At 60.7% G+C, this 15,355-nt stretch carries 10 protein-coding genes, 1 tRNA gene and 1 pseudogene; 9 read left to right on the top strand and 3 right to left on the bottom strand.

Features of this window, described 5'->3' with window-relative positions; all coding sequences use genetic code 11:
- Positions 1-69 precede the first annotated feature (69 nt).
- Entirely contained in the window at positions 70-192 is a 123-nt protein-coding gene (locus ACIGGE_RS12175) for a hypothetical protein (protein WP_255407927.1), read from the top strand.
- A 4-nt stretch (positions 193-196) separates the two neighbouring features.
- On the opposite strand, the gene ACIGGE_RS12170 is transcribed toward ACIGGE_RS12175, so the two are convergent.
- Positions 197-2,206, bottom strand: coding sequence for a TonB-dependent receptor plug domain-containing protein (locus ACIGGE_RS12170; RefSeq protein ID WP_397490538.1), 2,010 nt, complete (start codon positions 2,204-2,206; stop codon positions 197-199).
- Between the two features lie 103 nt (positions 2,207-2,309).
- On the opposite strand from ACIGGE_RS12170, the pseudogene acs reads away from it, so the two are divergent.
- The 4 genes and pseudogenes from acs to ACIGGE_RS12150 all read left to right on the top strand — a co-directional run bounded on the left by acs (position 2,310) and on the right by ACIGGE_RS12150 (position 6,827).
- Positions 2,310-4,257 (top strand): annotated as a pseudogene (gene acs, locus ACIGGE_RS12165) (acetate--CoA ligase).
- Between the two features lie 28 nt (positions 4,258-4,285).
- Positions 4,286-5,521 carry a diguanylate cyclase domain-containing protein gene (locus tag ACIGGE_RS12160; protein ID WP_397490537.1) on the top strand — a complete coding sequence of 412 codons (1,236 nt, stop codon included), beginning with the start codon at positions 4,286-4,288 and terminating at the stop codon, positions 5,519-5,521.
- A gap of 39 nt (positions 5,522-5,560) precedes the next feature.
- A complete protein-coding gene (locus ACIGGE_RS12155) occupies positions 5,561-6,034 on the top strand; it encodes a low molecular weight protein-tyrosine-phosphatase (protein WP_221597515.1) in 474 nt (157 codons plus the stop codon).
- A complete protein-coding gene (locus ACIGGE_RS12150) occupies positions 6,021-6,827 on the top strand; it encodes a fructosamine kinase family protein (RefSeq protein ID WP_397490536.1) in 807 nt (268 codons plus the stop codon). Before ACIGGE_RS12155 ends, ACIGGE_RS12150 begins: the two co-directional genes overlap by 14 nt.
- Here ACIGGE_RS12150 and recG read toward each other — a convergent pair.
- The gene (gene recG / locus ACIGGE_RS12145) at positions 6,824-8,887 is read right to left on the bottom strand and encodes an ATP-dependent DNA helicase RecG (protein WP_397490535.1); all 2,064 of its coding nucleotides are present in this window, start codon (positions 8,885-8,887) and stop codon (positions 6,824-6,826) included. The genes ACIGGE_RS12150 and recG overlap by 4 nt on opposite strands.
- A gap of 54 nt (positions 8,888-8,941) precedes the next feature.
- Here recG and ACIGGE_RS12140 point away from each other — a divergent pair, with 54 nt between their 5' ends.
- Complete coding sequence (locus ACIGGE_RS12140) at positions 8,942-9,220, top strand: succinate dehydrogenase assembly factor 2 (RefSeq protein ID WP_103023321.1); 279 nt, start codon at positions 8,942-8,944, stop codon at positions 9,218-9,220.
- A 121-nt stretch (positions 9,221-9,341) separates the two neighbouring features.
- On the top strand, positions 9,342-12,833 hold the full coding sequence (gene mfd / locus ACIGGE_RS12135; protein WP_397490534.1) for a transcription-repair coupling factor: 3,492 nt from the start codon (positions 9,342-9,344) through the stop codon (positions 12,831-12,833).
- Here mfd and ACIGGE_RS12130 read toward each other — a convergent pair.
- Entirely contained in the window at positions 12,830-14,152 is a 1,323-nt protein-coding gene (locus ACIGGE_RS12130) for a bifunctional diguanylate cyclase/phosphodiesterase (protein ID WP_301642706.1), read from the bottom strand. The genes mfd and ACIGGE_RS12130 overlap by 4 nt on opposite strands.
- 131 nt (positions 14,153-14,283) lie before the next feature.
- Here ACIGGE_RS12130 and ACIGGE_RS12125 point away from each other — a divergent pair, with 131 nt between their 5' ends.
- Positions 14,284-15,066, top strand: a complete 783-nt coding sequence (locus ACIGGE_RS12125) for an NAD kinase (RefSeq protein WP_196846304.1) — start codon at positions 14,284-14,286, stop codon at positions 15,064-15,066.
- 97 nt (positions 15,067-15,163) lie between these two features.
- A tRNA-Asn gene (locus tag ACIGGE_RS12120) sits at positions 15,164-15,238 on the top strand.
- The last annotated feature ends 117 nt before the right edge of the window (positions 15,239-15,355 follow it).

Raw genomic sequence — 15,355 nt, 5'->3', positions numbered from 1 at the left:
GCCTGCTTGCGCGATAGGAGGTTGTCGCCTTTTGCGACCGGTCTGAAAACTATATCGGGATTTCCTTAAATGCGCCGCGCAACCATTGCTGCTCTTTTCATGGCCACCATCGTTCTGGGTGGCTGCAACACTGTTCGCGGGGTGGGCGATGATTTGAAATCGGTCGCCAACACGGTCGACGACGCCACCTGATCGCTCAAAAGCCGTAGCGGAGACCGCCCCATATCGTGCGTGGGGCGCTCAGGTCGATCGAACCGCCCTGGTTGCGAGTCACGACTGTTTCGCCCGTAAGGTTTTCTCCGCGGAGAACCAGGCTTAGCTTGCCCATGATCGGCACCTGCGCAAAGGCGTCGAGCGTCGTTGCAGCAGGTAATGTATCCATTTCCAGATCGTCTTCGAACTGGGCGCTAACGTGACCAACGGTTGCCGACAGGATCCAGTCGATCGCGGGGTGGTATGCAAGCGTCGCGCGCCCCGCAAAGCGGGGTGTCTGGGCAGGTCGGTTACCATCGAGTGCTGCGGCAAAGCCCGACCCGCGAGTTTCGGCGTCCGTCCATGAGATAGAGGTATTCAGACTGAGCTTACCCAGATCTGCCTTCGCTCCGGCCTCGATACCGCGAGCACGGATCGCATCAATATTCTGACGTTCGCGCAGGTTAGTATCAATCGTCACATTGGCTATCGCGTTCTTTACGCGGTTGTCGAACGCAGTGAGGGATAGCGACAGGGTTTCGGTCGGCGTGACGTCCAATCCGGCCTCGAACCCTTCCAGTCTCTCATTCCGCAAACCGGCGTTGGCCTGGGTGACGACGGGGAAGACGACGAACGGGCGGTAAAGCTCATTAAGCGTAGGCAGACGCAGGCCGGAGTATGCTGCGGCCCGGAGGGCTAGTGTGTTGGATGGCCGGAGGAGTAAACCCCCTCGAAAAGAGGCATCCCATCCGGCCCTGTCAGCGAAGGTTTCGGCGGCGACGGGCAGTCCATTGGCGTCGCGCTCGGTGAAGAAACCATCGCGGATCGACCAGCGATCAAGCCTCGCGCCGCCAGTCAGGGTCAGGGTACCGAGCGTCCAGTCATTCTCGATGAAGAGGCCTAGATCGCTGTTTGTGCCGCCAGCATTACGCCGCGCCGTGACCGCGCCGGAAAACGCGCTGATCGCCGTTTCGAACAATTCGCCATCCGATCGACGATAGTCGACACCCAGCCGCAGCACATGGTCTTCTCCGGTCGGCGGGCGCAGTTCGAATTTTCCGCCGAGGCCGATCGACGGAGTATTTCGCTGATCCAGTACCGGAGTGACGCTGCTCGAGCTGATCACGACATTCGTGAAATTGCGTGCCTGGACATAAGCCAGCGCATCGAATTGCCATCGGCCGCGACCGATCAGCCGGAGGCTCGCATCCTGGCCTTCGATCGTGCTGTCGGCGCCTTCAAATCGCAACGTCCGAGCATCACGGTAAGCAAGCCCGCGAAATTGAAGCTCAACATCGTTTGTGAGGGGCGCAACGCCGCGCAATTGGGTCGACCAGCTATCGAAGGCAGCGCGCGCCGATTGCGGCACACGATCATCTGCGGGCGTTGTGAAGAAGCCCTTCCCACGATCCCAGCGGCCCGACACCACGGCAAACCCAGCGCCCAAGCGCGAACCGATGCTCGCAGAGCTTTCCGTCTCCCCGCGATCATTGACCAGTATTTGACCGGCGACGCCGTCCAGTGCCACGATCCCGGCGCTTTCCAGTTCGATCGTTCCCGCAAGCGCCCCTGCACCGAAGGGCCCCGATCCCCCGCCCCGCGTGACGCGGATCTGCGCAAGACGCTCCGGCGCAAGCGCGCTGAAAGGAACATAGCCGAAAAAGGGATCGCTCATGGGCACACCGTCGAGCAGGACGAGCGCCCGACTGGTCGCATTGCCGCCCAGAGCACGCAGTGTCGCGCCTTGGGCGGACGCATTCGCGGAACGACTGTCCGAACGGCGGAACTGCTGGAACCCCGCAACAGACGAAAGGGCATCCTCGATCCGCCCCGACGGCACGGAAAGCAACTGGTCGCGATCGATTTCCTGCGTGTCGTAAGCTGGTGCAGCAGGTGTGGCTTCCAGCCCCGTGCCGGTCACAATGATTACAGGCTCATCGGTCTGCGCGAATGTGGGGGCCGCGGCGGCGACCGCGATCAGGCTGGCAGCCAGCGAATATCGAAAAATGACCATCGCGCTCGCCCTAACGCCAGGTCTTGGGAATTGCGAGTGTCTGCAAGGCGTTTGCACTGAGCAAACGAATGCCTAGAGATATGTCGAAGAGGAGACCTGATGCATGACGGAAGCTGGCAAGAAATCTGAATGGGTCAAGCGCCCCGCTACTGCCACCGAAGGCGCGAATTGTACGCTGGAAGAATACCAGTCACTCTATGCGCGAAGCATCGAGGATACGGGTGCTTTCTGGCGCGGGCAGGCGGAGCGGATCGATTGGTTCAGCAAGCCCGAGGTCATTGGCAACTGGTCCTTCGATCCGGTTTCCATCAAGTGGTTCGAGGACGGTGTTCTCAACATCTGTCACAATGCCGTCGACCGGCATGTCGAGGCGGGCAATGGCGAGCGCATCGCATTGATTTTCGAGCCCGATGCTCCCGATGGAGAGGTGCGCCGGATTACCTTCGCCGAACTTCAGGCAGAGGTTGTTCGAATGGCCAACACCTTGAAAAAGATGGGTGTTTCCAAAGGCGACCGTGTAACCATCTATATGCCCATGGTGCCCGAAGGCGCTTTTGCCATGCTGGCATGCGCGCGGATCGGGGCGATCCATTCGGTGATTTTCGGCGGCTTCCCCCGACGCGATCGCGGGCCGGGTCGAGGATTGTGCGAGCGACTGGATGATCACCGCAGACGAAGGACTGCGCGGCGGCAAGCGGATTCCACTGAAAAGCAATGTCGATCGAGCGTTTGAAAAGGTGCCGAACAGGGGTGTTCTGGTCATCAGACACACGGGCGGTTCGGTGAGCATGACGGAAGGCCGCGATCACTGGTACCACGAGCTTTCGGCCGATGTGGCGGATGAATGTCCATGCGAGCCGATGAATGCGGAAGATCCACTGTTCATTCTCTATACGTCAGGTTCGACAGGCAAACCAAAGGGCGTTCTGCATACCACCGGCGGATATGCCGTCTGGACCGAAACCACCTTCCGTTACATCTTCGATTATCGCGAAGGTGAGGTTTTCTGGTGCACTGCAGATATCGGGTGGGTCACCGGGCACAGCTACATCGTCTACGGTCCGCTGCTGAATGGGGCGACCGCCCTGATATTCGAAGGCGTTCCGAACTATCCAGATCACGACCGCTTCTGGGCCGTATGCGAAAAGCACAAGGTCAACATCTTCTACACTGCTCCAACCGCGATCCGCGCGCTGATGCGCGAGGGCGACACTCATGTAACGAAGCACCACCTGTCATCGCTCCGTTTGCTGGGCAGCGTGGGCGAGCCGATCAATCCCGAGGCATGGCGCTGGTATTACGAGACTGTCGGCGGGGGGAAACTGCCGATCGTAGACACCTGGTGGCAGACCGAAACCGGCGGCTGCATGATCACTACTCTGCCCGGCGCGCACGACATGAAACCGGGCAGCGCGGGAAGGCCTTTCTTCGGTGTTTGCCCGCAGCTGGTCGACAATGAAGGCCATGTTCTCGACGGTGCGACAGAGGGGAATCTGTGCATCACCAGAAGCTGGCCCGGTCAGGCGCGGACGGTCTACGGCGATCACGAACGCTTCATCCAGACCTATTTCAGCACCTACAAGGGCAAATATTTCACGGGTGACGGCTGCCGCCGCGACGAGGACGGATATTACTGGATCACAGGCCGCGTCGACGATGTCATCAACGTATCCGGCCATCGCATGGGTACGGCCGAAGTTGAAAGCGCGCTGGTTCTGCATCCGAAGGTCAGCGAGGCAGCCGTGGTCGGCTTCCCGCACGATATCAAAGGCCAGGGCATCTATTGTTATGTCACGCTCAACGCCGGAGAAGAGCCGGCTGACGAACTGTCGGCAGAATTGCGCACGCATGTCCGCGAAGAAATCGGCCCAATTGCGACCCCGGATCACATCCACTTCACCCCAGCCCTTCCCAAGACGCGGAGCGGGAAGATCATGCGGCGCATTCTTCGCAAGATTGCCGAAAACGATTTCACATCACTCGGCGACACATCGACACTGGCTGATCCCGGCGTAGTCGATGAACTTATCGAGGGAAGAAAGAACCGTTAGCAGACCTTAGCTCTAAGTTAACCACGCGATGGCATTGAAGGCGGATGCACAGGAACGCCGCCAGATGTGGATAGCGAGACTTCTGGCGCGCCCTTCCCGCCAGTTCGAATGGCGCAGCTATTTTCTGTTCGGCTGCGCCATTCTGCTGGCCGTCCTGCTAACCGGTGCAAGCTTTAACGCGCATCGTTCATCACAGGATCTGTCCGCCGTGCGCGAGCGACAGGTTCATTCGTTCGACGTTCTGCTGGCGGCAGACGAACTGCGGATGGCGGTACTTCAGCAGGTGCGCGGCGAACGCGGGTTTCTGCTTACTGGTGATGCAAGTTTACTCGATCCCTTTGTCGAAGGTCGCGATGCGGCGGGCACGAGCTTTGCCCGCCTGATCGAACTGACAGCCGACAATCCGGAACAGCAGCAGAGGCTGCTGGATATGCGCAACGAGTTCGGCGCATTCAACTCGGTTCTCGACGCCATGATCGCGCAGCAGAAAAGCGGACGGCGCGAAGATGCAATCTTCTACATTCAGCGCGGAAACGACAAGGATGCGCTCGAAGCGGTCTTGCAGGAAATCGACGCGCTCGTGGATGCCGAACGGGCGCTGCTGCTCGAGCGCGGCGAACTCGCCGACTTGCGAGCGGTATCGAACGAGCGCCTTCAGTATGTGCTGGCGAGCATCGGGGTGCTGTTCCTGCTACTTACAGCCGTGACGATCCTGTTTCTGCGCCGCTCGCTTGCCAAGGGACGCGGACTGGAAAACGAATTGGAGCGGGTGTCTGCGACGGACGCCCTCACCTCCCTCCCCAATCGACAGAAATTTACCGATGCGCTCACCCGCGCCATTTCGGTGGCCGAAACCAATCCCAAACAAAAATTCGCCCTGGCGAGATTCGATGTCGATCATTTCAAGCGCATCAACGACCGCTGTGGCCATGAGGCCGGTGATGAAGTCATCAGGGAAGTGGGCAGCCGGGCGATGCAGGCCCTGCGGGAGCAGGATTTCGTCGGACGGATCAGCGGCGAAGAATTTGCCGTTCTACTGCCCGGTGCAGATCTGGAAAAGGCGCATCTGGTTTGCGAGCGGATGCGCGCAGCCATCGCCGGGCGGCCGGTTACGTGGGACAATGGGATCATCCCGTTCACAGCCAGTTTCGGTGTGGCGGAATTTCGCACCGGCGACGATATCGACCACATCATGGTGCGGGCAGACACCGCCCTTTACGAAGCGAAAGTCGGCGGCAGGAACCAGGTTCGCCTGGCCGCCTGACACTTGCACGCGGGTGCGATAGCCGCGTAGGCAGTGGCGATGACCAAACAGCGCGTGCTCTTCGTCTGCCTCGGCAATATCTGCCGCTCTCCCCTCGCCGAAGCGGCTTTTCGCAAAGCTGCGAGCGAAGCCGGACTGGACGCCGAGGTCGATAGCGCCGGCACAGCGGATTATCATGTCGATGAAATGCCCGACCCCCGCAGTATCGAGGAAGCGCAGCGCCATGGCATCGATATTTCCAGCTATCGCGGCCGACAACTGAAGCCGGCTGATTTCCATGAGTTCGACTGGATCCTGGGTATGGACCGATCGAACATGACGAACATCTCCAATGTAGATCCGGGCGACGGCAAAGCACAGGTATTCATGCTCATGGATATCGTGCCCGGACAGGAAGGCCGCGAAGTCGCCGACCCCTGGTATGGCGGCGAAGACAATTTCCGTGCGACATGGGACGATGTGTCGATGGCCGCCAAGGTACTGGTCGCGAAAATGACCGATGACCGCGCTTGAAGATGTGGCAAAAGCAATATTCGGTGCCAGCCCGACGGCGATAGAAACTCTGGCTGGCGGGGACATATCCGGTGCCAGCAGGATCGCGTTTGCCGACGGTTTTTCCTGCGTTGCCAAGCAGGGTCCATTGATCGATCGCGAGGCGCGAATGCTGGAAGCTTTTCAGCGACTGGATGCGCCGTCAGCCGCAGTGGTGGGAACAGTCGATGATTGGCTGTTCCTCCAGGATCTTGGGCAACCTCGACCATTTTCATCAGCCACCTGGTCAGCGCTTGCCGAAACGATGGCCCCTTTGCACGGCGCGGCCGCAGGTCGGAAATACGGCTGGAAGGAAGATTACGGCCTGCGCCATATCGTCGTTCAGAACCAACCGCGAGAAAGCTGGGTGGAATTCTGGCGCGATAATCGCCTTCTTTGCCATGTCCCCGAACTCGATCCCGATCTGGGGCGAAGAGTCACTGCACTGGCGGAAAGACTGGAAGATCTAATCCCGGAAAGACCCCCCGTGTCACTCGTCCATGGCGATCTGTGGGGCGGCAATATCGTGTGGGACGGGGCCACTGCGTGGCTGATCGATCCTTGCGCCTGTCATGGCGACCGCGAAGTCGATGTTGCCGCGCTGACGGTTTTCGACACACCTCCTCCGCAATTCTTCGAACAGCTGGACCTGGCGCCGGGGTGGCAGAAGCGACTGCCGGTTTACCGGTTGTGGATGTGGCTGATCCATGTGCGACTGTTCGGTTCCGGTTACCGGGCGGCTGCGGAACGGGATCTCGACCAGCTGGGCTTCTAGCCGCCGCGGAGGGTCTTCACGCCAAAATCGCGTTCGAAAAGATACAGCAGCACGCGTGCGGCCTCGCCCCGTTTTCCTTCAAGACCGCCGTCGCGTTCCATCAACAGGCGCGCATCGTCATAGGCCTTGGGCAACAGTTCCGTGATCTGCTCGAGGCTGGCCACGGCGAACGGCGTATCGCCCGATTGCCGAGTGCCCAGCAGTTCGCCACCACCGCGAAGACGCAGATCTTCTTCTGCAAGGAAGAAACCGTCCTGGGATTCGCGCATCAGGGCCAGGCGTTTCTGAGCGGATTCGGACAGTGTTTCGCCATGGAGCAAAACGCAGAAGGATTTCTCGCTGCCCCGCCCCACCCGGCCCCGGAGCTGGTGAAGCTGGGCAAGGCCGAAGCGTTCGGCCTGTTCGATGACCATCAAAGTGGCATTGGACACATCGACACCGACCTCGATCACTGTCGTTGCCACGAGTAATTTGGCGTCGCCGCGGGCGAAGCGTTCCATCGCCGCGTCCTTGAGCTCTGCCCCGAGCTGCCCGTGGACCATCACCACGTCGTCGCCGAAACGCTCTTTCAGCGCTGCATAGCGCGCTTCCGCAGCGGCGATTTCTTCCGGGCCGTCCATTTCCCGAACCATCGGGCAGACCCAATAGGCCTGCCGTCCTTCGGCGATCTGCGCGGCGAGCCGATCGACCAGCGCACCAATCCGGGCCTGCCCCATGACAACCGTGTCGATCGCTTGGCGTCCGGGCGGCAATTCGTCGAGCTTGCTGACATCCAGTTCGCCATATTGCGCCAATGTCAGAGTGCGGGGGATCGGCGTCGCCGTCATCGCGAGGACATGCGGCGCGCGCCTGCCCTTGCTGGCCAGCATAAGGCGCTGGCCCACCCCGAAACGGTGTTGTTCGTCGATCACAACCATCGCGAGATTGCGATAGCTGACCGCATCTTGGAAAATCGCGTGGGTACCCACGACGAGGTCGATGCTGCCATCCAGCAGCCCCATCAGCGTAGCTTCGCGCGCCTTCCCCTTGTCGCGCCCGGTCAGCAGCGCGACGCACGCGCCGGCGGGTTCCGCCATGCGACGAAGGCTCTCGTAATGCTGGCGGGCCAGGATTTCGGTCGGGGCGAGCAGCGCTGCCTGGGCGCCCGCCTCCACCGCGATTAGCATGGCTTCGAGAGCCACGATGGTCTTGCCTGCACCGACATCGCCCTGGAGAAGCCGCAGCATCGGTGCTTCCTGCGCCATGTCGCCTTCGATTTCGGCGATGGAGCGCCGCTGCGCCCCCGTCAGCGGAAACGGCAGGGCCAGCTTTCCGCGGTAGGTGCCGTTGCCCTGCAGGGGCTGGCCCTTGCGCTTGCGATTGTCGGCCCGAACCAGCATCAGCGCCAGGCTGTTGGCGAGCAGTTCGTCATACGCCAGTCGATCGCGCGCCGGGGCATTTTCGCCCTTGTGGGCCAGGACCAGCGCATCGCGCCAGGTGGGCCAGTCTTCCTTGTTCACCTGCGAACTGTCGATCCATTCGGGCAGCTTGGGTGTGCGGGACAACGACTGGTCGACCAGCCCTGCAATCTTGGGCTGGGTCAGCCCTTCCGACAGGCGATAGACCGGCTCGCACAGCCGCTGCAGGGTCTCGCCGTCTTCCTCCACCACATGATCGGGATGAACGATCTGCAGCATGTCGCCGAAGCGTTCCAGCTTGCCCGCGACCCACCGCGTTTCGCCCACCGGCAACTGCTTTTTCGCATTATAGGACGCGCGCCCGAAATAGGTCAGCGCGATCACGTTGCCGATGCCATCCTGCGCCAGCACGCGATAGGGGGCCCGCGGGGAACGGCCGCTGCGATGCTCTGTGACCGACAGTTTCACCACGATCTGCTCGCCTTCGCCCGCATCGTCGACATTCTGCACCGCGCGGCGCGTCACAAACCTTTCGGGAAGGTGGTAATCGAGATCGCGCACACGCGTAAGGCCAAGCCGGTCCAGTGGTTTTTTCAGCTTGGGTCCAACGCCATCGAGAGTTTCTGTCTCGGCGAAGAGGGGATTGAGAATATCGGGACGCATTGCGGAATGCTATAGCCGCTTGCGCGGCTTTGGCGAGTGCCCTACCCGCGACGAATGCCCGATCTTCTCACATTCGAAGGCCGCAAACAGCGCGCCAAATTTCGCGCATGGCACCGCGGCACGCGCGAGGCGGATTTCATGATCGGGGGGTTCTTCGACCGGTACCATGCCGACTGGGCCGAAGAAGAACTGGCCTGGTTCGAAGCGCTGCTGGAAGAAGACGACGTCGATGTCATGGCCTGGGCGTTGAAAACCCAGCCGACGCCGCCCCGCTTCCAGGGCAAGCTGATCGAGGCGATGCAACAGCTCGACTACGTGGATATTCCGCGTTGACGGACGGCCCTCGGGCACTATCTCGCCACTGACGAATTTTCCCATGCGCCCCCTCCCCAAATCCGGGCAGGGGGCAGTCTTGCGTGTGCGACCCGCCGCGCCCCCAAACGCCAGGACCCCGATGCCCGACCTTTCCCGCATCCTGAAAGCCGATACTCCCCTCACGCTGGCGCAGGTCGCGCGCGGTGCTCAGCCGCTTGTCATGGCCGATCTCGCCCGAGCGAGTACGGGCCGCGCAGTTTTCATTGCGCCGGACGATTCGGCGATGCGCGCGATCGTCGATGCTGCCGCGTTTTTCGCGCCCGAGCTCGAGGTCATCGAATTTCCCGCCTGGGACTCGTTGCCGTACGACCGCGCCAGCCCCGCGCTCTCGATCAGCGCCAGAAGGCTGTCGGCATTGTTTCGCCTGCAGGCCGGCAAGGCCAAGGCGCAGCTCGTCGTCACCACAGCCAATGCAGTATTGCAACGCGTGCTGAGCCCCTTCCGCATTCGCGAAAGTGTGCGAGAGTTCAAACCGGGCATGGAAATCGGCCGCGAAAGCCTGGGGCTGCTGCTGCAGAAACAGGGGTATGGCCGCACCGACACGGTCATCGACAAGGGCGAATATGCCGTGCGCGGGTCGATTGTCGATATCTTCCCCAGCGGCATGGACGAAGCATTGCGGCTGGACTTCTTCGGCGATGAACTTGAATCGCTGCGCACTTTCGATCCCAATACCCAGATGAGCACCGGTCGACTGGATTCGCACCTGCTGCTCCCCGCCAGTGAAGCGCTCCTCGACGAGGACAGCATCAAGCGTTTCCGGAGCCGCTACCGGGAAATGTTCGGCGCCAATGCGACGCAGGATCCACTGTACGAAGCTGTCAGCGATGGTCGCCGTCTCGCCGGGATGGAGCACTGGCTGCCGTTGTTCGAGGAGAAGCTGGCGACGCTGTTCGATCATCTGGGCAAGGACGATTTGATCGTCATCGATCAGGCTTCGATCGCTGCCGCTGACGAGCGGGTCAAGGACATCTCGGACTATTACGATCAGCGCACGGCCATCACGGGGCAGGCAAAGGGTAATTACCGGCCGCTGAAGCCAGACGCGCTTTATCTGACCGGCGAAGAACTGAAGAAAGCGCTGCAGGCAGCGCCCGCGCACCGGACCACGCCTTTCGACGAACCCGAAAGCGACAAGGTGGTTGGTTTCGGGTTCCGCTCCGGCCGCGACTTTGCACCGGAGCGCGCGCGAGGGGACAATGTCTATCCCGTTCTCGCAGATCATCTGAAATCACTTGCCAAGGCTGGCAAACGCCCGCTCCTCGCAGCCTATTCCAAGGGAAGCCGCTCACGCATAGCGTCCATCCTCGAAGAGGCTGGCACGCCAGTACAGATGGCGGAAACCTGGCAGGAAGCGCTGGGTCTGTCGGCCAAGGGCAAGCCTGCGGCCATGATCCTGCCTGTGGAAGCAAGTTTCGCCAACGACGAAATGGAACTGCTCACCGAGCAGGACATCCTCGGCGACAGGCTTGTTCGCCGCAAAAAGAAGCGCAAGGATTCCGACGCATTCCTCGCCGAGTTGCAAGCGCTCAGCGTGGGCGATCTGATTGTTCATACCGAACATGGCATCGGCAAGTATCTCGGCCTCGAACCGATTGCTGTCGGCAAATCCAAACACGATTGCGTGCAGCTCGAATACAAGGGCGGCGACAAGCTCTTCATCCCGGTCGAAAATATCGATGTGCTCAGCCGCTATGGCAGCAGCGAGGAAGCGGTCATGCTCGACCGGCTCGGAGGCGAAGCGTGGCAGAAGCGCCGTGCACGCCTGAAAGAACGCATCAACGAGATTGCGGGCGAGCTTATGCAGGTCGCGGCGCAACGCGCGCTCAGGAAAGCCCCGGTCTTCGAAATCGACGAAGGTCCCTTCAATCAGTTCCTTGACCGTTTCCAATATGACGAAACGGATGATCAAGAACGCGCCATCGAGGACGTTCTGGGCGATTTGGAAAGCGGCAAGCCGATGGACCGGCTTGTCTGCGGCGACGTCGGCTTCGGCAAGACCGAGGTCGCCTTGCGAGCGGCTTTCGTGGCGGCGATGAATGGCCAGCAGGTCGCTGTGGTGGCTCCCACCACGCTCCTCGCCCGCCAGCACTTCGAAAATTTCGCGGCGCGCTTCAACGGTTTCCCGCTCAAGGTGGGTCGATTGTCCCGATTGGTGCCGGCTCGCGAATTGAAGGAAACGCGCGAAGAGCTCGAGAACGGACAGGTCGATATCGTCGTCGGAACGCATGCGATCCTGTCGAAACAGACGAAATTCAAGAACCTTGGCCTTGTCATCGTCGATGAAGAGCAGCGCTTCGGCGTCACGCACAAAGAGAAACTCAAGCAGCTCCGTGCAGATGTGCACATGCTCACGCTGACGGCCACTCCCATTCCCCGCACGTTGCAGATGGCCATGACGGGCTTGCGAGAGCTTTCCACCATCCAGACCCCGCCTGTCGATCGGCTTGCCGTGCGCACTTATGTGATGGAGTGGGACGACATGGTGATGCGCGAAGCCTTGCTTCGCGAACATCATCGCGGCGGGCAGAGCTTCATCGTCGTCCCGCGTATCTCCGACATGGAGCAGATTTCCGACTGGCTTCACGAAAACGTGCCAGAGATAAAATTCGTCTCCGCCCACGGCCAGATGTCGGCCGGCGAAATCGAGGAGCGGATGAGCGCGTTCTACGAAGGCAAGTACGAAGTCCTGCTTGCGACAACGATCGTCGAAAGCGGGCTCGATCTCCCTAGCGCCAACACCATCATCATCCACCGGGCCGACATCTTCGGACTGGCGCAGCTTTATCAGCTGCGAGGGCGTGTCGGCCGGTCCAAGCTGCGCGCTTACGCCTATCTGACTTATGCGCAGGACACGCAGCTTTCGGAAGTCGCTGAAAAGCGCCTGAAGGTTCTCGGCGATCTCGACAGCCTGGGCGCAGGCTTTCAGCTTGCCAGTCACGATCTCGACATTCGGGGAGCAGGCAATCTGCTGGGTGACGAACAGTCCGGTCATATCCGCGAAGTCGGGTTCGAACTGTACCAGTCGATGCTGGAGGATGCGATACTCGCGGCCAAGGCGGGGGAACTGGGGCTCGAGGCGAAGCCTGAACGTGTCAGTCCGCAGATCACGGTCGATGCACCGATCATGATCCCGGAAGATTATGTGCCCGACCTTGCTGTGCGCATGGCGCTATACCGCCGCCTTAACGATGCCGCCGACAAGGCCGAGATAGAGGCACTTGCCGCAGAAATGATCGACAGATTCGGCGAGTTGCCATCCGCCACGGCCAATCTCGTCCGACTCATCGAAATCAAGCATCAGGCCATCGAAGCGAACATTGCCAAGGTCGATGTGGGCGCTCAGGGAACGCTGGTCACTTTCCACAATGACGACTTCCCCGATCCGATGGGTCTGCTCGGCTATGTCGATCGGCTCAAGGGCACAGCGAAGCTGAGGCCCGATATGAAGCTTGTCATTAGCAGAGCCTGGAATTCACCGGAAAGCAGGCTCAACGGTCTCTTCCAGCTCACCAAGGGGTTGTCGGGCATCGCCCGGAAATCGCGAAAAGGTGAGAAGGTTGCCGCCTAGGATCCTGCCAGTTTGAGGAAATCGGGCGCGCTCATCGGTTCTGCACGAAGGAAGCCTTGGTAGGACTGGCATCCTTCCTTGCGGGCCAGATCCCGCTGATCCGCGTTTTCGACACCTTCGACCAGCACCTTCAGGTCGAGCGCCTCGGCCATGGCGAGGATAGCCCTGAACACCGCCAGGTCCCGTTCGTCGTCGAGGACCCCGTCCAGCATCGTGCGATCGAGTTTCAGGCAGTCGATCGGCAAGACCTTCAGATATCGGAAATTGCAGAAACCCGCGCCGAAATCGTCCAGCGCGATGCGTATTCCGAACAGCTTCAACTGATCGAGTACCCGGCTGACCCTGTCGAGATCTGCGAGCAGTACCTGCTCGATAATCTCGAGCGTGATCCGCCCCAACGAAAAGCCGACCCTTTCCGCCATGCGTGCAAAGTCGATGGCGAAATTATCGGCAGCGAGATCAACGGGCGTAATGTTCAGTGATAGCCGCAAGTGATCCGGCCATTCGAGCGCCTGTTCGAGAGCACGTTTCGCGATGTGCCGGGAAAGGTGGGCAACATGGTCTGCACGCTCGGCTATCTGGAACAGCGTCCCGGCGCCAATCCGCCCTATCAGGGGGTGTTCCCAGCGAGCCAGGGCCTCGGCCCCGATCAGCGTGTCGTCGTCCAGCGCGAATTGCGGCTGAAACAGGATCTCGATTTCGTCACGGTCAATTGCGGCGAGTAAATCCGCCTCAAGTTGCTGGTTCGAACGCCCTGAACGCGCCACAGCGCCCGCAGACCAGTCGATACGGCGGCGATTGCTGTCACGCATGCGAGCAGCGACTTCGGACAGCCGGTCAAGCACGCTATCGGCATTGTCATTGTCGGTGACCCGCATGAGGGCGAGTCGAGGCCACAACCTGAGGCTGGCCCCGCCTTCGGGATTGGCGATGGGCATAGCAATGGCGTCGGCAAGCGCTTCGGCCAGCCATTGCCACCGCTCGCGGCTACATTCCTGACGCGCGATGAGAAGGAAGCTACCGCCTCCCATGCGCGCGGCGATCCAAGCACTGCTGCTTTCCAGCTCGTCCGAAGCGAAATGCTTGATACGCTGCGCCACTTCGACCAGCGCGCCGTCGCCTGCACTCTCACCGAAAGCGACATTCAGCGTATCGATACGCCCCAGCGTGATGAGCATTGCATGCATGGGACAGGAAATGGTCTTGTCGGGCCAGTCCCGCTGCCAGCGCGTAATCGTGCCACGAGCCTGCGCCTGATCAGCGAGGCCAGTGAGCGTGTCGCGCGTTTCGCCGTTAATTTCGTGGGGCATGCTTGCCATATCGGCCGTCCTTAGCGCGCCCCGCAGAAGCGTATGCCACTTTTTCACCCATGTTGCCAAATGGGACGTGCATCCATAGGTACGCTGCAATCCCGGGCAATGGTTATCCCGGACAGGAGGATGCTGGGGCAATGCCCGATTTCAGCCGTTTGGCTCTGCTTGTTTCCGATGCTCCGCTTGCGCAGGAAGCTGCCGACAAGGGTTTCCGCGAAATAGCCGATTGGGTGCCGCTATCCGAAGCCGAGGCGGTCGTCGTTCTCGGCGGCGATGGTTTCATGCTGCAGACGCTTCATGCGATGCTCGATAGCGAGCGGATAATCCCGGCCTACGGTCTTAATCTCGGCACGGTCGGCTTCCTGATGAATCGCAACCGGAACCCCGAGACGCTCATCAAGCGCATCGGAAAGGCCAAACTCCATCATATCGCACCGCTGCGCATGCGGGCACGGACTCAGGACGGTGAAACTCACACCTTCTGCGCGATCAACGAGGTCAGCCTGCTGCGCGAAACGCGGCAGACCGCGAAGCTCGAAGTGACGGTCGACGACAAGGTGCGCATCCCGGAGTTGGTTTGCGACGGTGTCCTGCTCGCAACGCCGGCGGGTTCGACTGCCTACAACCTTTCAGCCGATGGACCGATCCTGCCACTCGATTCGAACCTGCTCGCACTCACGCCGATCAGTCCGTTCCGTCCGCGTCGCTGGCATGGGGCGATCCTCCCTGATCGAAGCAGAGTCTCGCTGCGCGTGCTCGAAGAACACAAGCGTCCCGTTTCGGTCGTCGCAGACCAGCGGGAGCTCCGCGATGTCGCCCAGGTTGACCTTGAAATCGCGCGCGACAGCCAACTGACGCTGCTGTTCGATCCCGGCCATGCGCTCGACGAACGCATCGTCGCCGAGCAGTTCGTCGTGTAAATTGCAAAAGCAGGTAAGCAGTGTGAATTTTTGCGATTTGCCCGCTTGCCAAACCGCAAAGCCCCCCATATAGGCGCACCCCTGCCCAGCGGGCTGCTCCCCGATAGCTCAGCGGTAGAGTAGGTGACTGTTAATCACTTGGTCGTTGGTTCGAATCCAACTCGGGGAGCCACTATTCATTCTCAAGGGGTCCTAGTTGTTCCCAAAAGGCCTTGTTTCCGCAGCCTTTAGACGACAGACCCACCCCATCGAAGCCCGGTTGTTCCCAAGCGTTCCCACCCATGGTGGG

The sequence above is a fragment of the Qipengyuania sp. NPDC077410 genome (genome assembly GCF_044543405.1).
Classification (GTDB): Bacteria; Pseudomonadota; Alphaproteobacteria; order Sphingomonadales; family Sphingomonadaceae; genus Qipengyuania; species Qipengyuania pacifica.
Note: the sequence above shows the minus strand (reverse complement) of the source record. Positions and strands in the feature narration are given on the sequence as shown.

Bases quoted from the DNA above. Each gene is read 5' to 3' on its own strand.
- ACIGGE_RS12130 (WP_301642706.1), bottom strand. From the start codon at position 14,152: ATGGCAAGCATGCCCCACGAAATTAACGGCGAAACGCGCGACACGCTC.
- recG (WP_397490535.1), bottom strand. From the start codon at position 8,887: ATGCGTCCCGATATTCTCAATCCCCTCTTCGCCGAGACAGAAACTCTC.
- ACIGGE_RS12170 (WP_397490538.1), bottom strand. From the start codon at position 2,206: ATGGTCATTTTTCGATATTCGCTGGCTGCCAGCCTGATCGCGGTCGCC.
- ACIGGE_RS12155 (WP_221597515.1), top strand. From the start codon at position 5,561: ATGACCAAACAGCGCGTGCTCTTCGTCTGCCTCGGCAATATCTGCCGC.
- ACIGGE_RS12140 (WP_103023321.1), top strand. From the start codon at position 8,942: ATGCCCGATCTTCTCACATTCGAAGGCCGCAAACAGCGCGCCAAATTT.
- ACIGGE_RS12150 (WP_397490536.1), top strand. From the start codon at position 6,021: ATGACCGCGCTTGAAGATGTGGCAAAAGCAATATTCGGTGCCAGCCCG.
- ACIGGE_RS12160 (WP_397490537.1), top strand. From the start codon at position 4,286: ATGGCATTGAAGGCGGATGCACAGGAACGCCGCCAGATGTGGATAGCG.
- ACIGGE_RS12125 (WP_196846304.1), top strand. From the start codon at position 14,284: ATGCCCGATTTCAGCCGTTTGGCTCTGCTTGTTTCCGATGCTCCGCTT.
- ACIGGE_RS12175 (WP_255407927.1), top strand. From the start codon at position 70: ATGCGCCGCGCAACCATTGCTGCTCTTTTCATGGCCACCATCGTTCTG.
- mfd (WP_397490534.1), top strand. From the start codon at position 9,342: ATGCCCGACCTTTCCCGCATCCTGAAAGCCGATACTCCCCTCACGCTG.